This window comes from Streptomyces sp. CBMA291, assembly GCF_014596525.1.
Lineage (GTDB): Bacteria > Actinomycetota > Actinomycetes > Streptomycetales > Streptomycetaceae > Streptomyces.
The window spans coordinates 19,654-40,243 of record NZ_MSJP01000096.1; the positions used below are offsets into that span (position 1 = coordinate 19,654).

Genomic DNA, 20,590 nt, shown 5'->3' on the forward strand with positions numbered 1-20,590 from the left:
CCGGGCGTCACCCCTTGCCCGGCGACGCCGCCCCTTGCGGCCAGGGCGCGGGGTGGCGGCGGAGACGGCGATTCGCGGCATGCCGTCGCGATGCCCGGTTCCACGGTAGCGGGGACCAGTGGCACCGGGCAGCTTCGCTGTGGCTTTCGGCCCCCGCGTACGGGCTCACGGGATAGGGCTAACAGGCGGCCTTCGGCTGCCGGGAGGTGCCCGGAGCGGCCCCGGACCACCACCATGAACGCGGGCTCCTGCACCTCGGCCGACCGGGGCATCAGGGCCGTGCGCGGCTGCTTCCGGGGTGCGTGGTGCCGTGGGGCGCGGATGCCCCGGAACCCGGAGAGCACAGGGGCAGCCAGCCTCCCTGGACCATCCTTCGCGGCATCCACCCGACGGCGTTTGCCGAAGAACTCCATGAGCGGCTTGGTGCTACCCGAGAAGGCCGGACAGACGGATGACGTGGCGGGACTCGCGGCATGGACGCCGCTCGTCCCCCCGCCAATGTCGCTCGTCCCCCGCCAGCCGCCAGCATGCTCGAAGCCGGGGCCGAGGCAGACGAGAGGTGTCCGTCCCGGTCGCTCCAACCACAGGATCCGGGCCTCGGCATGGGCCCGGCCTTCCGGTCCGCCGCGATAACCGATGGGGGATTTCCCTCTCCGTCAGCGCCGAGGCCGCTGCGCGGTCAGGGGTTTGGCCAGGGCCACGAGGGCTGCTCCCAGCACCGCGCCGAGCACCGGAGCGAGCAGATAGATCCACAGGTGGGTGGTGTCCCGGGCCAGGAGCGCCGGGCCGAACTGTCGTGCCGGGTCGGCCGATCCGCCGCTGAGGGGGCCGAGGGTGGCGATGATGACCGCAGTGGCGAGGCCCACCGCGCAGGCGAGCAGTCCCCGGCCGGCCGGGTGCGCCAGAAGCACGGAGAGCATCATGGTCAGCAAGACGAGGACTCCGGTCTCCGGTCTCCGGTCTCCGGTCTCCGGTCTCCGCCGTGAGGATCGCGGTAGCGTTCCATGCCGGGTCGGCGTGGACGGTCGCGTAACCGACGGGGACACGGGAGACCGCCTGCCCCGGTCGCGTAACCGACGGGGACGCGGGAGACCGCCTGCCCCCAGACAAGTCGGCCGAGCATCGTTCCCACGACGGAGTCCGCCACTTCGGTGTCGACGCCGAGTCCATCGTCGTACGCACCCTGCGCACGCTCGCCGCCCGCGGCGACGTGAAGCCCGACGTTCCCACCGCCGCCGCCCAACGCTACGGCCTGACCGAGAAGGAGTGGACACCACCATGTCAGTCTCCGTATTCCTGCCCGCCCTTGGCGAGTCGGTCACCGAGGGCGCCGTCACGCGCTGGCTGAAGGCCGTCGGCGACGAGGCCGCCGAGGACGAGGGCACGGTCCCCCACGTCGACTCCGAGAACGTCGGTAGCGCCGTGGACTCGGGGAAGGGCCTGATGACCCCGGTCGTCAAGGGCGTGGGCGATCTCACAATCGCGGACATCGCCAAGCGGACCGCCGAGCTGGCCGACGAGGTCCGTACGAACAAGATCACCCCGGACGATCTGACCGGCGCCACCTTCACGATCTCCCACAACGGGTCGCGCGGGGCACTGTTCGACACGGTCATCGTCCCGCCGGACCAGGTCGCCATCCTGGGCATCGGCGCCACGGTCAAGCGTCCGGTCGTCGTCTCCGACCCGGAGTTCGGTGAGACGATCGCCGTGCGTGACATGACCTACCTGACACTCTCCTACGACCACCGTCTGGTGGACGGCGCCGACGCTGCCCGCTACCTGACGACGGTCAAGCGGATCCTGGAGGCGGGCGAGTTCGCCGCCGAACTGGGCCTGTAGCCCCTGGGAGCGCCTCAGATGCTCAAGGCATGGGCATGTCCGGCCTGAGCGACGGACGGACCAGCGCTCCGGCGGGCCGTGCGTGGACCAGCCGCCTGTAGCTCGGGCCGAATCATGGCCGTTTCCGCTGAGCCGGTGGGGCTGGTGGGGCCGGTGGCACTGCCACCGGCCCCACCTCTGTCAGAAGCGCGGCTCGACGGCCTCCAGGCCCGCGCGGCTCAGGTCCGCAGGCGACTCAGGTCTACCTGCGGCTTGGCCCTCTGCGAGCGACCCCTCGTGTCCCCGGCCGAGGACTTCTCCGACCCCACTGCGCTCCGCTGGAGCTGCCCGGATCCCCGGAGGTCGGCCCACGGCCACGTGGAAACCGTCGGCCATCGGCCACTCACCGCCGGTGACGACCGCTGGGAGGATAGGGTGCGGCGCAAACAGCGGGCAGGCGACCGGCCCGGGGCGGAACGGGGGACGGCAGGTGGGATGGCGCGAGGAGATCGCCTCGGCACTCGGTGAATGGATCGCCGTCGAAGGGGGCACGGGCAGACAGCCGCGCTGGCAACTCGTCGGGCGGGCGGCCCGAAGCGCCGATCCGGGCCAGTACGTGGTCGACCTGAGAGGTTCCGACATCGGACCGGAGCAACTGGACTCCCTGAGACTGGCCGGACCGGAGAGCGACGGTATCGAGACCAAGGGCTTCGCGGTCTCCGGAACCGTACAGACCGGCTCCCTGCTCACCGTGCTGGTACCGGAGTTCGCCGAGATCTCCGACCCTCATCTGTGGATGCTGAAGCAGCCGCCCACCTTCCTGATAGAGGCCCTGCGTGACGGCATAGCGGCGTTGGGCGAGCATCCCCTCGCCACCGCTCTCGCGACCGCGACGATCGGCGGCGCCTCTCTCCATGCCGTCGACCCGCCGGGCTTCCACCCTGCCCAGGCGGACGCCTACCGTGCCTGCCTCGGCGAAGGCGTCCACCTGGTGTGGGGGCCACCCGGGACGGGGAAGACCACCGTCCTCAAGCGGGCCATTGGCGACCTGATCGCCCAGGGCAGGCGTGTGCTGCTGGTGTCCGCGACGAACATCGCCGTGGACAACGCCCTGCTGGGGGTGGTGCGGGAGAAGCGTCACGGGACCGGTGACATCGTCCGAGTGGGGCCGCCGCACTTGCGCGAGGTGGCCGAAGACCCTTCCGTGTCGCTGCCCCTGATGGTCCAGTCCCGCCTGACGGAGGCGGCGGCCCGGCGCTCGGCGCTGGAGACCGAACTCGTCGCCGTCAGGGACCGGGCCCGGCAGTTGGCGGTACTGGAAGCCGACCTCGTGGGATTCGACGCCCCGTCGTACTTCGCGGCGCTGAAGCTCATACGGACGCCGGGACAGGACGTGGCGACGGCGCAAGCCCGGGTGGCCGAAGCGGAAGGGCGGCTCGACAAGGCGGTCCAACATCTGCGTCGCCTCGAAGAGAGCCTCGGAACGGCACACGCACGGCAGAAGGCCGCCGACGCGGCGAAGGAACGCTGGCGTGAGGTCGACGACCTTTCGGAGGAGATCACCCGTGTGCGGGAAGCGGCCGGGAACCGCGAAGCCGACGCCCTGCTCGCGGACGACCACCGTCGCACCCTGGAGCTGAGGCTGAAGGAGCTCGAAGCGAAGGGGGCCGTCGCCAGGTGGCGCCAGCGCGACACCATCACAGCCCTCCAGGAGGAGCTGGCGGAGGCCCGGCGAGCAGCCACCGACGCTCGTACGGCAGCCCAGGAGGCCCGCGCCACCGCGACCGCGCACATCGCCCGTATCGACGCCCGCGTCAACGCACTGGCCGAGACCATCCCGCTCAGCCGGGATCAGATCTCCCAGCTGGAGGCCGACCGCGTGTCACTCGTGGCTGAGGGCAAGCGGGCCGAGCAACAGGCGCTCGCCCTTGAGAAAGAGGCGGTCCGGGCCTCGGAATCAGCGGCCCGTGCCCGGCAGGCCCATGCCCTGGCCGAACAGGCAGCCGGACGAAACTGGCCTGCCCGGCACGACCGGGCCGAACGGCTGCGTCCCGCCGTGTCCGCCGACCGTGCTCGCCGCCCGGACCTGGAAAAGCAGTACGAGCTGGCGCAGGAAGGGTACGAGCGGCTCGCCCGCAACGCCCAGAGCGAGATCATCAAGTCCGCCAAACTGGTTGCCACGACCCTGGCACGGTTCCGCACCAACCGGACGGTCCTCGAAGGGCCGTACGACGTGGTCCTCGTCGACGAGGCGGGGGCCGCGACCCTCCCCGAGGTCCTGCTCGCGACCGGCAAGGCAGACCGGGCCGCCGTCCTGCTCGGCGACTTCATGCAGTTGGGGCCGGTCATACCGCCGGCCCTCGGCAACAGCGAACGCCCCGACATCAAGCGATGGTTGCACCCGGACGTCTTCCAGCACTGCGGCATCCACGAACCTTCGGACGCCGAGGCGCATCCGTCCTGCCTCACGCTCACCGAACAGCACCGTTTCGGCCCCGCCGTCATGCGCCTGGCCAACGAACTCGCGTACGGCGGTGTCCTCACAGGCGGTCCCCAGGCATTGCGGGAAAGGCCGGACAACGATCCGGAAATCGTCCTCATCGACACCGACGGCCTGGACGAACTGGCCCGCGCCCACCTGACCGGCAGCCGCAAAGGGTGGTGGCCCGCCGGGTCGCTCATCGCTCGGGCCCTGGTGGAGCTCCACCGCGAGCAGGGTGAGGAGGCCGGCATCGTCACGCCGTACGGTGTCCAGGCCGAGGCCACCCTGGAGGCGCTGCGCGACGTCGAGAGCGCGGGGCGCCCGCTCGCGGAAGTCGGTACGGCCCACCGGTTCCAGGGCCGGGAGTTCGACGTCGTCGTCTTCGACACGGTGGAGGGCAGCGGCTACAGCCGCGAGCTGTGGATGGCCCTCGCTCACCGTGAGCCGGGGGCCGGCGCCTGGCACCGCAACGGGATCCGTCTGTTCAATGTGGCGGTGACCCGGACGAAGACCCGGCTGTACGTCGTCGCCGGCGGAGCCCGCGTCAGGAACGCCAAGCCTGGAACGGCCCTGGCCCGGCTCGCCGCGCTGATCGGATCCCCCGGTGTGCGAGTCCTGAAGGCCAAGCACCTCATCGCCCCGCCGACGGCCCCCGTCCCGTTCCTCGGCGAGTTCGGCACGGCTCTGACAGAGGTGCTGAGCCGGCACGTGAAGGTGACCGACGTCCACGACGAGACGACCTTCTACGCCACCTTCTCCGAGGAGATCGACCAGGCACGGCACTCTCTGTGGCTCTGGGCGCCGTGGGTCGCGAAACGGCTCCGCTCCCTGTTGCCCGCCCTCGCGGCCGCAGCCGACCGAGGCGTCCGGATCACCGTGTTCATCCGCGACGACACCGACCAGTTGCAGCGCAAGCCCGCGAACCAGGCACTGATCGCCGACCTTCGTACCGTGGCCCACACGGTGATCCCCATGAACGTCATGCACCAGAAGATCGCGGTCTTCGACGAGCAGACCGTGTTGCTGGGCAGCCTCAACGCTCTGTCCCAGAGCTGGACGCGGGAAGTGATGGTCGTGATGCGCGGCGCGTACTTCGCCCGCAAGCTGCTCGCGCACGAGCATGCGGAGACCTTCGCCCGGCCGCCGAAGTGCGGCCGGTGCCAGGGCACGGAGATCGAGATTCGGCGGCGGAAGAACGGCGACTGGTACTGGCGCTGCTACGCCACCACGTGCAAGACGACCCCTTCCGGACGTTCCGACGCCTGGACCCAGGACATACGTCTTCGGGACAGGCGCTCAGCGGCGAAGCCCACGGAGCCCCACCGATCCTGATTTACTTCAGCCTTCGCGGGTGGGGGCATGGAATGTGGCAGAAGAGCATACGGACGGCGGTACTCGGCGCAGTCCTGATGGGCCTCGCCGGTTGCGGCTCCCAGCACGTCGAGACCGCCGGGAAAACGCCGGGGACGGCCACGGCCGGAACCTGGACGCTCGCCGAACCGATCCGCATCGACAACGTCCGTACCGGCGACGGCGGCCGGTCGCTGATGGTCGGTGCCACCGTGCCCGACGGCGGGGTCGACTGCGTGCGCGGTCTGCGCGGTGAGCCGGCGACGGTGGAGCACGGCACGGTCTACGTGAGGGTCACACTTGAGTCCCGTTCCCAGGACCTGGAGTCCGGCTGTACCGGGACGCGGCAGGTCGAGGTGCCGGTGAAGCTGGACGAGCCCCTGGGCTCCCGCAGGGTCATGGTGAACAGCCTGGACGTGTACACCCCCGCCGGAGCCACCCCGCCCTTCCTGCGGAAGTGCGACGAGAACGGCTGTGACCCCACGCCCCCGCGGTGCACCTCGCCCTCGTACCGGCAGGCGGTCGCCGATACGGACGTCCCGAAGCACACGAGCTGGGAGGAACGCGGCTGCGACGGCACCTGGCTGGTGCTGGACCTGTCGACCCGGATGGGACCGGTCTGCGGTGACGTCGGCGACGGCTGTTCCTCGCGTCTCGCCCAGCGCTGGTTCTACCGGGCCGAGACCTCGGGTTGGCAGATGGTCACCATGTCCGGCGCCGCGGGTTGCTCGGGCATCCACAAGGTCGTACCGGAGTTCCCCACGTCCCTCTGCGCGCGGCTGCCACGGCTCGACCGGGGCTGATCCGCCGTGCCGTCGTCCGGGGGGGGGCGACGGGCGCGGAGCCACTCCGCCGAAGCACGTCTTCCATGCCGTACGAGGAAGGCGCGCGACCCGACCCGACCTGCGGGAACGGCGACCACTCAAGGGGACCGAGTGACGAAAAGTTCACGTCCGAAACCTTGTTACGCCATGTTCTACGCGCGTATCTTCACCTTCTGGATCCTCGCGGAACGCCCTCAGGCGTCCCCCGCCACGACTTTGACGACCCCTCACCACCCCTGACGCCGGTGCGGCGATCAGGGCTGTGTCCTGCGATGAAGGAGTGCCGCAACGGTGCCCAGTTCCCTTCCCATCCGCCGCACCCTGCTGCGTGCCACCCTGCCCGCCGCGGTCACCGCCTCGCTGGTGCTCGTCCCGCTGCCCGGCGCGGTCGCCACCCCGTCCGCGGGACCGGTCATATCCGAGGTGTACGGCGGTGGCGGCAACTCGGGCGCGACGCTGAAGAACGACTTCATCGAGCTGGCCAACCCGTCCGGTGCCGCCTTCGGTCTGGCCGGCCACAGCCTTCAGTACCTGCCGGGCAGCCCCACCTCCGCCAGCAAGTGGGGGGTCACCCCGCTGAGCGGCGCGGTCGCGGCCGGTGGCCGTTATCTGGTCGCCGAGGCGCCGGGCACGGGCGGCACGGTGGACCTGCCGACCGCCGACGCCACCGGCAGCCTGGCCCTGTCCGCCACCACGGGCACCGTCGCCCTCGTCAAGGGCACCGACGCCCTGACCTGCAAGACAGCCGCGGACTGCGCCGCCGACCCGCGCGTGGTCGACCTGGTCGGCTTCGGTACGGCCGTGGTCCACGAGGGTTCCGGCGCCGCCGCCGGTGCGTCCAACAGTGCCTCGGTGGCCCGCGCCGCGTCCCTCGCCGACACCGACGACAACGCCGCCGACTTCCAGGCGGGCGCGCCCACTCCGGTGAACGGCAAGGGCGAGTCCACCCCCGGCGGGGGCGAGACCGGCCCGACCGAGCCCGGTACGGTGCGCGTCCACGACATCCAGGGCGCCACCCGTGTCTCGCCGCTCGCGGGCACGACGGTCACGGGCGTCCCCGGCATCGTGACCGGCGTGCGCACGTACGGCACCAAGGGCTTCTGGATCCAGGACCCGAGCCCGGACGCGGACCCCGCCACCAGTGAGGGCGTCTTCGTCTACACCGGCGGCACCGGCCCGGTCGTCAAGGTCGGCGACTCGGTCCTGGTCACGGCCAAGGTGACCGAGTACTACCCGAACAGCGCGGGTGGTTCGCAGTCCCTCACCGAGTTGTCCAACCCCAAGGTCACCGTGGTCTCCTCGGACAACCCGGTGCCCGCCCCGGTCGTGCTCGACGGCTCGGCCGTCCCGGCGGCGTACGCCCCGGACGCGGCGGGCGGCTCGATCGAGCCCCTCACCCTGCGGCCCGACGTCTACGCGCTCGATCTGTACGAGTCGCTGGAGGGCATGAACGTCGAGGTCCGCGACGTGCCGGTGACGCAGGCCAGCAACTCGTACCACGAGCTGTGGGTGAACGCCCGCGAGCAGGACCCGCGCTCGGCTCGTGGCGGTTCCGTGTACCTCGGCTACGACCGGCAGAACTCCGGCCGGCTCATGGTCCAGTCGCTGGGCGCGGTCGCCGACTTCCCGGTCGCCGATGTCGGCGACCGGCTCGCCGGTGCCACCGGGGGCCCGCTTGACTACACCAGCTTCGGCGGCTACGCGGTGCAGGCCACCCGGCTCGGCGCCCTCCAGTCGGGCGGGTTGCGGCGCGAGGTCACCGAGCGCGGTCTGCCGAGCGAGCTGACGATCGCCACGTACAACGTCGAGAACCTCGACCCGGGCGACCCTGACGAGAAGTTCGCCGAGCTGGCGGCGGGTGTCGTCACCAACCTGCGTTCGCCCGACATCCTGGCTCTGGAAGAGGTCCAGGACGACAACGGCCCGGTCAACGACGGCACGGTCACGGCCGGTGTCACCGTCGCCAAGTTCGTCGCGGCGATCAAGGCGGCCGGTGGGCCCGCCTACGACTGGCGTTCCGTCGACCCGGTGAACGGCAAGGACGGCGGCGAGCCCGGCGGCAACATCCGTCAGGTGTTCCTGTTCAACCCCGACCGGGTCTCCTTCACGGACATCCCCGGCGGCGGCTCCACCACCGCCGTGGACGTGACGGGCACCGGCAAGCGCACCGCGCTGACCGCCTCCCCCGGCCGGATCGACCCGGCCAACGAGGCCTGGAACAGCAGCCGCAAGCCGCTGGTCGGCCAGTTCTCCTTCCACAACAAGCCGGTCTTCGTGATCGCCAACCACTTCAACAGCAAGGGCGGCGACCAGGGTCTCGACAGCCGCTTCCAGGCCCCGACCCGCAGCTCCGAGGTGCAGCGCGCCAAGCAGGCGGAGGCCGAGCACGCCTTCGTCGCCAAGCTCCTGGCCGCCGACCCCGGCGCCCGGGTGGTCTCCCTCGGCGACTTCAACGACTACCAGTTCTCGCCCGCGCTCCAGACGCTCACGCAGGGCGGTGTCCTGCGCGACCTGGTGAACGAGCTGCCCGCGTCCGAGCGCTACTCGTACGTCTACCAGGGCAACTCGCAGGTGCTCGACCACATCCTGGTCAGCCCCGCGTTCAAGCGTCAGCAGACCCGCTACGACGTCGTCCACATCAACAGCGAGTTCGCCACCCAGGCCTCCGACCACGACCCGCAGGTGGTCCGCGTCAAGCCCTGACCCGGCTCCCCCTCCGTCACGCCTTCCTCCTCGCGCCTCCTCCGTCCGGTTCCCCGCCGGGCGGGGGAGGCGTTCGGCGTACGCGGGGAGACGGCGTGCCCACGGGGTCGTCGCCTTCCGTCCGTACGGCCCGGGGCTCCCGCCCCTCCCGGACGCCCCTCGATGGAGCCCCACATTCCAACCAGGTTAGGTTAGGCATACCTAAGTAACCCTTTTCGGAGGTGGACCATGTCCCCTGCCCTCCAGGCCCCCTCGGCGCCCACCCGGCGCACCGCCCTGCGCGGCATCGGCGCCGGTGCCTTCGCGCTCGCCGGAGCCGGTACCCTCGGCGCCTGCTCCTCCCGTGACGTCGCGGACGGCGCGACCGGAGCCGCCCCGGACGCCGGCTTCACCATCACGGACCAGCGCGGCAAGCGGGTGGCGTTCGACAGACCGGTGGAGCGGATCGCCACCGCGATCATCCCGTCACCGTCGATGATCGCGGCCGTCGACGGCTCCCACGCCCGTATCGTCGGCATCAACGAGTCCACCCTCCAGGCCAACAAGGACGGCATCTTCGGCACGGTCTTCCCCGAGTCGAAGAAGACCGCCACCATCGCCGGAGCCGACTTCATCCCGAACGTGGAGACCGCGCTCTCGCTCAAGCCCGACGTGGTCATCCAGTGGGGCGACCAGGGAGACGAGGTCATCGCTCCCCTGGAGAACGCCGGTTTCAAGGTCATCGGCCTCACCTACGGCACCCAGGAGAAGCTGGAGACGTGGATCGACGTCTTCGGCACGCTCGTCGGCAAGAAGGAGCGGGCCACGAGCCTGGTCCAGTGGATGCACGACGAGGACAAGGCGATCCGCGCGCTCGTCACCCCCGAGGTGAGGAACCGCACCACGGTGCTCTATCTGAGGACCGCCGCCGACGGCTGGACCACCGTCAACAAGTCGCACTACATGAACCACTGGGCCGACATCGCCGGAGGCGTCAACGTCGCACGCGACGAGGCCACCGGCACCCCGCAGGTCTCCGTCGAACAGCTCCTCCGCTGGGACCCGGAGGTGATCCTCCTGTCCGGCTTCGACGCCACCACCCCCGCCGACCTCTACGCCGACAGGAAGCTGGCGAGCCTGCGGGCCGTACGCGCCCGACGCGTCTACAAGATCCCGCTGGGCGGCTACCGCTGGGACCCGCCGTGCTGCGAGTCGCCGCTGATGTGGCGCTGGGTCGCCCAGATCCTCCACCCCCGGCTGGCGACCCGCATCGGTCTGCGCACGCGCATCGAGCAGACCTTCGATCACCTGTACGGCTACGCGATCTCGCGCGATCAGGTCGACGGCGTCCTGCGCCTCGGGATGAACGGCGGGAGTTCCGGCTATGACGGCTTCGGCGCCTGAGAGCACGGCGGCACGCGACTCTCGGAAGCCGCAGACCTCTCTCGGCTCACAGGCCCCGCAGGCCCCGCAGGACTCACCAAGCCCGCGGGACTCCCCCGACTCGCAGAGCCCGCGCCGCCGGTTCCTCGGTGTTCCGCTGCTCGCCGTCCTCACCGTACTGATCGCCCTCTCCGCCCTCGCTTTCGGCCGCTATGTGGTGCCGCTCAACGAGGTCGTACGGCTGCTCGCCGGGCAGTTCCTCCCCGTCGACCGCACCTGGACCGGCACCGAGGAGACGGTCGTGCTCGACGTCCGGCTGCCCCGGGTCCTGCTGTCCCTGCTGGTCGGCGGGGGACTCGCGCTCGCGGGCGCCGCCCTGCAAGGTGTCTTCCGCAATCCGCTGGTCAGCCCCGACGCCCTCGGGGTGGCCTCCGGAGCCTCCTTCGGCGGAGTCCTCGCCATGCTGCTCGGGACCGGCGCGTTCGGCGTGGTGGGCGGTGCCTTCGGGTTCGGGCTCGTGGCCCTCGCGATCGTCATGCTGATCGGACGGCTGGGCGGGGGAAACCAGATCCTGATGATCGTTCTTGGCGGCACCGTCACCGCCGCCTTCTTCAGCGCCCTGGTCTCCTTCGGCAAGTACGTGGCCGACCCGGAGTCCGAACTGCCCTCGATCGTCTTCTGGCTCCTGGGCTCCCTGTCCACCGCCACCTATCCGAAGGTCGTCACGGCGGCGGTCCCGGTGCTGCTCGGCGCCGCCGTGGTGTTCGCCCTGCGCTGGCGCCTGAACGTCCTCTCGCTCGGCGACGAGGACGCCACCGCGCTCGGTGTGCCGCCGCGGCTGACCCGCGGAGTGTTCCTGTGCGCCGTCGCCCTGATGACGGCCGGCTCGGTCGCCGTCGCCGGTCTGGTCGGCTGGGTCGGTCTCGTCGTCCCCCATCTGGCCCGTCTGGTGACCGGCAGCGACCATCGGCTGCTGCTGCCCGCGGCGTTCCTCATCGGCGGCTCCTACCTCACCGTCATCGACACCCTCTCCCGGACGCTGACCGCCTCGGAGATGCCGCTCGGCATCCTCACCGCGATCATCGGCGCCCCGTTCTTCATCGCCCTGCTCGCCAGGTCGCGCAACCGGATGTGGTCCCCGTGAGCCGAACCCGGCCGACCGGCACCGCCGTTGCGAAGGACCGCGCCCAGGCCGGCCGCCCCTCCGCCGCCGCGCCCGGCCCGGTCATCGAGGCCCACGCGCTCGGACACCGCTACACGAAGGACCGATGGGTCTTCCGGGGCGTCGACGTCTCCGCCCACCGGGGCCGGGTGCTCGGGGTCCTCGGCCCCAACGGCCGGGGCAAGTCGACGCTTCTGCGGCTGCTCGCCGGACTGGCCCGGCCCACGGAGGGAAGCGTCACCACCCACGCGCCCGTCGCGTACGTCCCGCAGTCCCACGCCGCCCCGTTCGCCTACTCGGTCACGGACATGGTGCTGATGGGCCGATCCCGGCACATCAAGGCGTACACCACACCCGGTCGCCGCGATCGGGCCCTCGCCGCCGAGGCCCTTGAGCGCGTCGGCATCGCGCACATGGCCGACCGCTCGTACACCGAACTGTCCGGTGGAGAGCGCCAGATGACGCTGATCGCGCGGGCGCTCGCCGCCGAGTGCCAGGTGATGGTCCTCGACGAACCGGTCTCCGCGCTGGACCTGCGCAACCAGGCCCGGGTGCTGACCCTTCTCCAGGAACTCGCCGGGTCCGGTCTCGGCATCGTCCTGACCACCCATCACCCGGACCACGCCCTGCACCTCGCCGACGACGCCGTGCTCGTACTGGGCCCGGACGACGTCCGTACCGGTCCGGCCGCCGAACTCCTCGACGCGGCGGCGCTGTCCGAGCTGTACGGCCTCCCCGTCACCACCGTCCGGGTCGAGGGCCCTCGCGGCCCCCGGACCAGCGTCGTCCCCGACCTCGGTCCCACCCGTACCGCCCCGCTCCCCTCTCCTCAGGAGGCTCCCGTATGAGTTCCGTCCGTGTCGTCACCATGGGGCTCCCCATGGGTCCGCCCGCCGGGCTGCCCGCCGAACCGCTCGATGTGTACGACCTGTCCGAGGAGCTGCTCCTGAGCGGCGGGATCAAGGGCCTGTCGCTTGTGAACACGGTTGACCAGATTTTCCTCGAACGGCAGGCACCACTGCTTGAGCGCTTCGTGCGTGGTGGGGGCCGGATCCTGGTCAACGGGCACGTCGTACGCCCCTTCCTGCCCGGCCTTTCCCCGTGGCGGGCGCTGGATTACCACGGTCCGGACGATCTGCGGATCAGCCCGGTCACCCCGCATCCGGTCTTCGAGGGCGTCGACTACCTCGAACTCCTCTACCGCACGGGCGTGCCCGGCACCCCGACCGGCGACGACCTCGCGCGTCTGGGCGTGGCCGGGTTCTACGGCCGGGGGTACCACTCCCGCGTGCCCGAGGGCGGCACCGTACTCAACGGCATCGGCCCGCACGCACTGCCGATCGACGTCCTCTATCCGCTCGGCGAGGGCTTCGTCATGGCCCACGCCGGGAACGACCTGTCCCTGTTCAGCGACCCCGACCGTTCCACTCGGTCGCTCGGACCCCGTCTGCACGCCTGGCTGGAGGGCACCCTCTGATGTACCGAATCGGATTCCTGCACGGCGGCTCCTTCAGCCAGCTGACCACGCTCACCGACCCGGCGGTCCGGCTCTGGCGTCCCCGCGAGATCTATCTCCCGGACGCCACCCAGCGCGATTTCGCCGACCTGGACGTCCTCTTCGTCTCGGACCGGCTGCACGCCCGGCTCCTCGCCGGTGCGGTGCCCTGGATCCTCCAGGTCGCCGAACACGGCGGCACGGTCGTCGTCCTCGGCGAGAACGGCACCTGCGACTGGGTCCCCGGGCTGCGGGGGCTGCGGCCCGCCGAGACCAATTTCTGGTGGTGGCGCGCCCCCGGCGGCGACAACGGCGTCCGCAGGTCGGGCGAGGGGCACGAGGCCTGGGACCATCTCACCGAGCGGGCCGTCCGCTGGCACTACCACGGCCTCCTGGAACCCCCGGCCGGCGCCACCGTCCTGGCGTACACCGACCTGGAGCAGGAGGGCGACCCCGCCACCCGGCAGGTCCTCCTCTACGAGGACCGGGTCTCCACCCCCGGCCGACTGATCGTCACCACGATGGACCCGGTGTACCACCACGGCTCCCGCTTCATGCCGGGTGCGACCCAACTCCTCTACGGGCTCCTGCGCTGGACGGCCACGACGTCCGTTCCGGCGGCGGCCACGGGGTGACGGCACGGGCGCGGTGGGGGCGTGCGCAGCGGAGGCGTACGCGACGGGGGCCCGCCCGGTCACCGGGCCGGAGGCGCGGGTGTCGGTGCGGTGTGCCAGTGGGTGGTGGCGTCGATGTTGGCGGTGGCGCTCAGAGCCGCACGGTCGGCGTGGCCGCCGCGCAGTGCGACGAGGAGGTCTTCGTGGCCTCGGGGGTCCGCGCCGTCGAATCCCGGCTCCGCCCAGTGGGCCGCCATGGAGCGGCGCAGGGCAGGGCCGAGGCCGGTGTAGAGGTCGCCGAGCAGGGTGTTCCCGCTCGCTGCGGCGACAGCCTGGTGAAAGGCGTGGTCGGCTTCGATCCAGGCGTCCTGGTCCCGGCGCTCCCAGGCGGCGGCGCGCCGGGCGAGCAGTTCTCCGAGCACGGAGAGCCGGTCGGGGGTGATGCGGAGGGCGGCCAGGCGGGCGGCTTGCGCGTCCAGTGCCTGACGTACTTCGAGGACGTCGCTCAGTTCGCTGTCGAGGCGCTGGAGGGCGCCGGACAGTTCGCTGGTGGCCCGGACATAGGTGCCGTCGCCCTGGCGGACCTGGAGCAGCCCGGCGTGGGCGAGGGCGCGGACCGCCTCGCGCAGGGTGCCGCGCGCGACACCGAGCCGCTCGATCAGCGCGGGCTCGGGCGGGATGCGGGAGCCGACGGGCCAGCGTCCGGAGGTGATCTCGCCACGCAGACCCGCGATGACCTCGTCGACGAGCGCGGGGCGGCGGGCTGAGGCCAGGGCCATGGAGGCTCCCTCGGATACGTGGGGACGGTTTCGGATGCGGGGGAACCGTTCCGGATGCGGGGCGGGTGCCATCGGACGTGCGGAGGGCGCTTTCCAGGATAGCCACCTGATGATTGGACGTTAAAGGTCAGACGTCTTATGTTTGCCCGCATGCCACTGACCCATCGCTCCCCCGGGAGCACCCGTGCCCCGATGACCCGATCCCGTGCGACCTGGCTCGTCGGCGCCGGCATCGTGCTGATCGCCTTCAATCTGCGCCTGAGCGTGAGCAGCGCCTCGGCTCTGCTGGAGCCGCTGCGGGAGCGGATCGGCTTCGGCCCGGTGGTGGCCGCCCTGGTGCCCACCCTGCCGACCCTTTGCTTCGCGGTCATGGGAGCGTGCGGCGCTCTGCTGGCCCGGCGCGTGGGGACCGAGCGGGCCGTTCTGCTGGCCCTCGCGGCGTTGTGCGCGGGGGTGGCGGTGCGCGCGGTGCCCGGCACGGCGGCGCTGCTGACCGGGACGCTGCTCGGGTCGGCCGGGCTGGCCCTGTGCAACGTCCTGCTGCCTGCCGTGGTGCGTACGCATTTCTCCGACCGGGTCGCCCTGCTTACCGGGCTCTACACCACGACGATGGCCCTGGGCTCGGCGGTGGCCGCCGCCGCCGCGGTGCCGCTGGCCGACCTCGTCGGCGGTCCGTCGGCGGGGCTGGCCCTGTGGGCGTTGCCCGCGCTGCTCGCCCTGGTGGTGTGGAGCGGGGGCCGGAGGTCCTGGGCGGCTGCGGCGCCGGCGGCGGCGGAGCCGGGCGTCTCGGCCTGGAGCATGGGGCGGACCCGGTTCGGGCTCCTGGTCACGGCGTTCTTCGCGCTCCAGTCGCTGAACAGCTACGCGGTGATCGGCTGGCTGCCCAGCATGCTCTCCGACCAGGGGCTGGACAGCGGCCGGGCCGGGGCGCTGCTCGGTCTGATGCTGGCCGTGGGAGTCCCGTCGACCTTCGTCCTGATGCCGCTGACCCGGAGCCCGGGAAGGCTGCGGCTGGCGTTCGTCCTCGTGGGGGCGTCGCTCGTGGCCGGTTTCTGCGGTCTGCTGCTCGCGCCCCTCGCCCTGCCCGCGCTCTGGGCCGTCCTGACCGGTCTGGGACTCGGGGCGTTCCCGCTCGTCCTCGCCGTCATCGGCATGAGCGGTCGCGGCGCCCGGCAGACGGCGGCGCTGTCGACGTTCGCCCAGAGCACGGGCTATCTGGTGGCGTCGGCGGGCCCGTTCGGCGTGGGACTGCTGCGGTCGGCCACCGGCGGTTGGAGCCTTCCGCTGACCGTGCTGATCCTGCTCGCCCTGTTCCAAGTCCTGGTCGGGCTGGCTTTGACGAGGGCGCGGGCCGACGGGGCCGACGCGTAGGCCGCTCCTTCGGGACGGCCTCACAGGTGGTTCCCCGCGGGCCGGAGGCGACGAGGAGCCCGTCCGTGCACAGTTCCCGCAGGATCCGCCCGGCCTCCGCTTCCGGATCCTGGCCGTCTTCCCACGTGAAGCTGCGGAGAATGGTGCCCATGAGTCACGTTCAAGCCAAGGCTCCGGCCCCCGAAGCGACCACGTCGCGGGACGCCACAGGCTCCCGCGCTCTCCCCCTCCAAAACACCCATGGGCTCTCAAACTGGTGATCGACATCAGGGAAGTTATGGCTATGATCTTCCGCAGCAAGGCCGTAGCGCAGAGGTCGTCGCGCCCACGCATCGAGCTGGAGGACGTCGGTTCGAATCCGACCGGTCTTGCGCCTGCTTGCTGTCGACGTGGACGCCGGGCCCCGGCGGAGGACCCGGTGGAGTGGTGATGGACCAGCCGACAACGCCCGTACGCTGTCCCGCGATCGAGCATCCCGATCTGCCGCTCGCCGATCCCGCGCTGCTCTCGCCGCTCCTCGACCGGCTCGCCGACGCGCGGCCCGTCGCCGAGGACGAAACGTTTCCGCTCGGCACCCTGCGCGCCGACGGCCGGGTGGACCTGTGCAAGCAGGGGCTCGGTCCCGAGGGCGCCGCGCGTCTGCTGCCCGTGGCCGCCGCCTCCCCGCACGCCACGCATCTGCTGCTCGGCACCGACTCCCTCGGCGACGAGGGCGCCCGGCACGTGGCCGACGTCCTGGCCGCCGAGGCCGGACACGGCATCCGGACCCTGTACCTCGGCTGCAACCGCGTCGGCCCGGACGGCGTGACCGCCCTCGCCGGTGCGCTCGCCGAGGACACCACGGTGCGGGCCCTGTGGCTCAAGCGGAACCCGGTCACGGCGGCCGGCGCCCGTACCCTCGCCGCGCTCCTGCGCCGCAACGACACCCTCCGTACGCTCGACCTCGTCAACTCCGGCATCGGCCCCGAGGGCGTACGGGTCCTCCTGGACGCCCTCCTGGACCGCGAGGCCCCGCTCGAACGTCTCTTCCTCGGCGGCAACGGGCTGACCGCCGCCGACGCCCCGCTCCTCGCCGCCCTCGTCCGGGACGCCGGGGTCCGCGAGCTGTACGTGCCGGCCAACCACCTCGGCGACGAAGGCACCGCCGCCCTGGCCGCCGCCACCGACCCTGCCCGGCCCGTGCGGCTCGGCCTCGGCGGCAACGGCATCGGCCCCCGGGGCGCCCGCGCCCTCGCCGACGCCCTCGGCGGCATCGAGACCCTGGACCTCGGCCGGGCCATGTCCGAGCGCAGCCTCGGCTCGCCCGGCAACACCACCGGCGACGACGGCGCGCGGGCACTGGCCGCCGCCCTCCCCGGCAGCCCCCTGCGCCGCCTCGAACTGCGCCACACCGGCATCACCGGCCGAGGCGCCAGGAACCTGCTCGCCGCGCTCCCCGAAGGCCACCGTCTCGAATACGTGGGCCTCGGCCCCGGTACTCCGCGCCGCCTCAAGCGGTCCTTCGCCGAGAGGCTGCGGCCCGTTCGGCCGACCCACCCCGATCTGAAGGCCATCGGGAGCGTGTACCGGTGACCGCCCGTCCGGTACCGCCCGGCGGCCTCTCCCCCGAGGACGCTTCCGCCTGGGCCCGCATACGCCGTCACGCCGTTCCCCGCTGGATGATCGAACGGGCCACGGAGGCCCGGGAGTCCGGCGACTGGCGGGCGGCCTGCGCCGTGGCCGCCGTGGACGTGCCCGACGACCTCGATCCCGAGCGGACAGCCGACCGGTACGGCGCCGAGGTCGCCTCCCGTCTCGCCGACGACCTGCGGCACCTGGCGCCCGACCTGCTGCGCTGGCACCTTCCCCGGACGCTCGGCGGACACACCACCCTCGCCTGCTGCCGCCGTGTCGTCCTCGCCGCGTACGGCGCCGAAGGCCCGGTCCTGTCCCTGACGAACACCCCGATGCTGGCCGGACCGCAGCGGCTCGCACTGCGTTTCGGCCCGGCCACCGGGCCCGGGGAGGACATGCTCCACGGGCTCCCGTACGCCACCGAGGACTGGACCGCCGCCCGCCGCCTCTGGGACGCCCGCCACTCCGGCGAACTGCGCTGGAGCGCGGGCGCCGTCGACGCCCCCGGCTCGGGCTCCGGCGGCCGGTTGCCGTTCCTGCGCCCCGACGGCACGCCCCTGCACTCCGGCGAACTGCCGGACGAGGCCCCCGACGGCTCCGATCCGACCGTCCTCGCGGAATGGATCGCGGTCCTCCAGGCACGCGGCGAGCACACCGAGGCGTACGCCGCCGCCGGGATCGACCTCGACCTCACTCCGCCGCCGCAGGGCCCGCGCTCCTACCAGCGGATCGACGTCGCCTGGCTCGCCTCGTTCGTCGCCCCCGACCTCACCCGGCTGGCCCCGGAGATCCTGCGCCTCGCCCAGGCGGGACGCGGGTCGCGTTTCCGCATCCACCCGCAGTGGCGCAGCCATCTCCGTATCGAGTCCGACCCGGGCGCCCCCGGTGGAACCCCCCTGCGCGTCACCGGCCACGAGTACGGCCAGGAGGACGGTGTCCCGCTCCTGCCCACGTACGCCTGGCAGCGGCTGCCCGACATCGGGCTGCTGCGGGCGGGCCGGATCCGGCCCGAGGAACTGCACCCGCTGGTGGCCGCCGCCCTCTTCCCGGACGCCGGGGCCGTGACAGGACCGCCCGCCCCTCGTGCACCCGAACCCGTCAGGGTCCGCTGCGGCGGTTCCTGGCACGAGGTCGTGTCGCGCGACGGCGTCCTCCAGGGCCCGCACACCGAACAGGAACGGCAGCGCGAGCTGGCCCTGCGCGCCTTCGGCGGCTCCATCAGCGGCTGCTTCGCCACCCAGGCGGCGTGGGCCGACGGCGAACGGCTGCCACGGGGCCTGACGGAGCAGCGGAACGCGCTGTTCCTGCACGCCCAGCACGGTGACGCGCCCGCCGTCCTCGCCCTCCTCGACGCCGGTACGGACCCGTTCGTCCGCGACCGCAGGAAGCGGGGGCTGCTGCACGTCCTGCCGCTCCTCGACCACCGGGAACTGCTGCCGAGGCTGCTGGCCGCCGGACTCGACCTGGAGGCGAAGGACCGGTCGGACCACACCCCGCTCCAGTGCGCCGTCCACGAAGGCGGCTCCGCCGACCTGGTCGGGGACCTGCTGGCCGCAGGGGCAAGGATCGACGTCGTCGACGAGACGGAACTGTCCCTCGCCCAGGTGATCCGCCGCTACCAGCGGACCGACCTGATGTTCCTGCGCCGACGCGTCCTGAAGGAGCATCCGGGCATCGGCTCCGACTGGTTCGACTCCCACATGGACGAACGGGACTCCTCCGAGGGCTCCCCCGACGTCGACTGGGACGCGGAGGATCCGGCGGATGCGGGCCCCGAGAAGACACCCGCAGACGCCGAGGACACCCGCCCATGACCGGTTCCGCGCCCGCTCCCGCGTCCCTCGTGGCCGCCGACGCCCTCAACGCACGCCTGGACACCACGAGGACCGAACCGGTCGGCAACCCTCAACTGGAAGCCCTCACCCTCGCCGTGACGGCGAACCAGCCGGTCCTGCTGTGGGGCGAGCCCGGCATCGGCAAGTCCGCGGGCATGGAACAGCTCGCCGACGCCCTCGGGGTGCGTCTGGAGACCGTCGTCGCCAGCGTCCACGAACCGTCCGACTTCGCCGGGCTCCCGATCGTCGGCGACGACCCGGCCGCGTCGGGCGTGCCGATGGCGCCGCCGGACTGGGCCGTGCGGCTCGCCCGTACCGGCCACGGCCTCCTGTTCTTCGACGAGCTGTCCTCCGCGCCGCCCGCCGTGCAGGCGGCCCTGCTGCGGGTGGTCCTCGAACGCCGGGTCGGCAGCCTGGCGCTCCCCGCGTCGGTACGGATCGTGGCCGCCGCCAACCCGCCCTCCAGCGCCGCCGACGGCTGGCACCTCAGCCCGCCGCTCGCCAACCGCTTCGTCCACCTCGACTGGACGCACGACCCGCGCACGGTGGCCCGCGGCATGGCGGGCACCTGGCCCGAGACGGTGCTGCCCTCGGTGCGGCCGGAGCGGGTGTCCGGCGCCGTCGCCCGCGCCCGGGGTGTCATCAGCGGTTTCCTGACGGCCCGCCCGGGGCTCGTCCACCACATGCCCAAGGAGGCCGAGGGCCGTGGCCGCGCCTGGCCCTCCCCCCGCACCTGGGAGATGGCGCTGCGGCTCCTGGCCACGGGGTACGCGTCGGGCGCCGGGCACGAGGCGCGGGCCGCCGCACTGATGGGCGCCGTCGGCGAGGCCGCCGGCATCGAACTCCTCTCGTATCTGGAGAATCTGGACCTGCCCGACCCGGACCGGGTCCTCGCCGACCCCTCGGCCTTCGCCCTGCCCGAGCGCGGCGACCGTCAGCTGGCGTTCCTCATCGCCGTGGTCGCCGCCGTGCAGAGCGAGCCGACCCGCCCGCGCTGGGAGGCCGGCTGGGAGGTCCTGGCCAAGGCCGTGGACGCCGGGGTGCCCGACGTGGCAGCGCGAGCGGCCCGCGATCTGGCCGCGATGCGCGAACCGGAGTGGCCCATTCCGCCGGGCATCGACGCCTTCCTCGAACTGCTCCAGCTCGCCGGCGCGCTGCCGGGCGGGCGCTGACCGGCC

14 protein-coding genes and 2 pseudogenes are annotated in these 20,590 nt (G+C 72.3%); 14 read left to right on the top strand and 2 right to left on the bottom strand.

The window, feature by feature from the left end:
• Nucleotides 1-656: 656 nt before the first annotated feature.
• Complete coding sequence (locus tag BU197_RS30720) at nt 657-923, bottom strand: aquaporin (RefSeq protein WP_223182921.1); 267 nt, start codon at nt 921-923, stop codon at nt 657-659.
• Nucleotides 924-1,371: 448 nt separating this feature from the next.
• Between BU197_RS30720 and BU197_RS22800 the strand changes: the two are divergent.
• The 9 genes and pseudogenes from BU197_RS22800 to BU197_RS22840 form a co-directional block, all read left to right on the top strand.
• A pseudogene (locus BU197_RS22800) lies at nt 1,372-1,842 on the top strand (2-oxo acid dehydrogenase subunit E2); the annotation flags it as partial.
• 469 nt (nt 1,843-2,311) lie between these two features.
• Nucleotides 2,312-5,635 (top strand): AAA domain-containing protein, encoded by a 3,324-nt coding sequence (locus BU197_RS22805; protein WP_188270174.1) that lies wholly within the window; start codon nt 2,312-2,314, stop codon nt 5,633-5,635.
• A 32-nt stretch (nt 5,636-5,667) separates the two neighbouring features.
• Nucleotides 5,668-6,456, top strand: a complete 789-nt coding sequence (locus BU197_RS22810; protein WP_188270175.1) for a hypothetical protein — start codon at nt 5,668-5,670, stop codon at nt 6,454-6,456.
• 312 nt (nt 6,457-6,768) lie between these two features.
• Complete coding sequence (locus BU197_RS22815; protein WP_317452103.1) at nt 6,769-9,180, top strand: endonuclease/exonuclease/phosphatase family protein; 2,412 nt, start codon at nt 6,769-6,771, stop codon at nt 9,178-9,180.
• Between the two features lie 228 nt (nt 9,181-9,408).
• Nucleotides 9,409-10,563 (top strand): ABC transporter substrate-binding protein, encoded by a 1,155-nt coding sequence (locus BU197_RS22820; RefSeq protein ID WP_188270176.1) that lies wholly within the window; start codon nt 9,409-9,411, stop codon nt 10,561-10,563.
• Complete coding sequence (locus BU197_RS22825; RefSeq protein ID WP_188270177.1) at nt 10,544-11,686, top strand: FecCD family ABC transporter permease; 1,143 nt, start codon at nt 10,544-10,546, stop codon at nt 11,684-11,686. The genes BU197_RS22820 and BU197_RS22825 overlap by 20 nt, the downstream gene beginning before the upstream one ends.
• Nucleotides 11,683-12,552 (top strand): ABC transporter ATP-binding protein, encoded by an 870-nt coding sequence (locus BU197_RS22830; RefSeq protein WP_188270178.1) that lies wholly within the window; start codon nt 11,683-11,685, stop codon nt 12,550-12,552. The genes BU197_RS22825 and BU197_RS22830 overlap by 4 nt, the downstream gene beginning before the upstream one ends.
• Nucleotides 12,549-13,181: a hypothetical protein gene (locus BU197_RS22835; RefSeq protein WP_223182913.1), complete on the top strand. Its 633-nt coding sequence runs from the start codon at nt 12,549-12,551 to the stop codon at nt 13,179-13,181. Before BU197_RS22830 ends, BU197_RS22835 begins: the two co-directional genes overlap by 4 nt.
• The gene (locus BU197_RS22840) at nt 13,181-13,834 is read left to right on the top strand and encodes a hypothetical protein (protein WP_188270179.1); all 654 of its coding nucleotides are present in this window, start codon (nt 13,181-13,183) and stop codon (nt 13,832-13,834) included. The genes BU197_RS22835 and BU197_RS22840 overlap by 1 nt, the downstream gene beginning before the upstream one ends.
• 59 nt (nt 13,835-13,893) lie before the next feature.
• Here BU197_RS22840 and BU197_RS22845 read toward each other — a convergent pair whose 3' ends face one another.
• Nucleotides 13,894-14,592, bottom strand: coding sequence for a FadR/GntR family transcriptional regulator (locus tag BU197_RS22845; protein ID WP_188270180.1), 699 nt, complete (start codon nt 14,590-14,592; stop codon nt 13,894-13,896).
• A gap of 192 nt (nt 14,593-14,784) precedes the next feature.
• On the opposite strand from BU197_RS22845, the gene BU197_RS22850 reads away from it, so the two are divergent.
• From BU197_RS22850 to BU197_RS22870, 5 genes and pseudogenes are all read left to right on the top strand, one after another.
• Nucleotides 14,785-15,963, top strand: a complete 1,179-nt coding sequence (locus tag BU197_RS22850) for an MFS transporter (protein WP_188270181.1) — start codon at nt 14,785-14,787, stop codon at nt 15,961-15,963.
• Between the two features lie 298 nt (nt 15,964-16,261).
• Nucleotides 16,262-16,334 (top strand): annotated as a pseudogene (locus BU197_RS22855).
• A 58-nt stretch (nt 16,335-16,392) separates the two neighbouring features.
• Nucleotides 16,393-17,535 carry a gala protein gene (locus BU197_RS22860; RefSeq protein ID WP_188270182.1) on the top strand — a complete coding sequence of 381 codons (1,143 nt, stop codon included), beginning with the start codon at nt 16,393-16,395 and terminating at the stop codon, nt 17,533-17,535.
• Nucleotides 17,532-19,391 carry an ankyrin repeat domain-containing protein gene (locus tag BU197_RS22865; protein WP_188270183.1) on the top strand — a complete coding sequence of 620 codons (1,860 nt, stop codon included), beginning with the start codon at nt 17,532-17,534 and terminating at the stop codon, nt 19,389-19,391. The genes BU197_RS22860 and BU197_RS22865 overlap by 4 nt, the downstream gene beginning before the upstream one ends.
• On the top strand, nt 19,388-20,584 hold the full coding sequence (locus BU197_RS22870) for an AAA family ATPase (RefSeq protein WP_188270184.1): 1,197 nt from the start codon (nt 19,388-19,390) through the stop codon (nt 20,582-20,584). The genes BU197_RS22865 and BU197_RS22870 overlap by 4 nt, the downstream gene beginning before the upstream one ends.
• The last annotated feature ends 6 nt before the right edge of the window (nt 20,585-20,590 follow it).

Coding starts and splice junctions, on each gene's coding strand:
- BU197_RS30720 (WP_223182921.1), bottom strand. CDS start 923: ATGATGCTCTCCGTGCTTCTGGCGCACCCGGCCGGCCGGGGACTGCTC.
- BU197_RS22810 (WP_188270175.1), top strand. CDS start 5,668: ATGTGGCAGAAGAGCATACGGACGGCGGTACTCGGCGCAGTCCTGATG.
- BU197_RS22820 (WP_188270176.1), top strand. CDS start 9,409: ATGTCCCCTGCCCTCCAGGCCCCCTCGGCGCCCACCCGGCGCACCGCC.
- BU197_RS22825 (WP_188270177.1), top strand. CDS start 10,544: ATGACGGCTTCGGCGCCTGAGAGCACGGCGGCACGCGACTCTCGGAAG.
- BU197_RS22835 (WP_223182913.1), top strand. CDS start 12,549: ATGAGTTCCGTCCGTGTCGTCACCATGGGGCTCCCCATGGGTCCGCCC.
- BU197_RS22840 (WP_188270179.1), top strand. CDS start 13,181: ATGTACCGAATCGGATTCCTGCACGGCGGCTCCTTCAGCCAGCTGACC.
- BU197_RS22845 (WP_188270180.1), bottom strand. CDS start 14,592: ATGGCCCTGGCCTCAGCCCGCCGCCCCGCGCTCGTCGACGAGGTCATC.
- BU197_RS22850 (WP_188270181.1), top strand. CDS start 14,785: ATGACCCGATCCCGTGCGACCTGGCTCGTCGGCGCCGGCATCGTGCTG.
- BU197_RS22860 (WP_188270182.1), top strand. CDS start 16,393: ATGGACCAGCCGACAACGCCCGTACGCTGTCCCGCGATCGAGCATCCC.
- BU197_RS22870 (WP_188270184.1), top strand. CDS start 19,388: ATGACCGGTTCCGCGCCCGCTCCCGCGTCCCTCGTGGCCGCCGACGCC.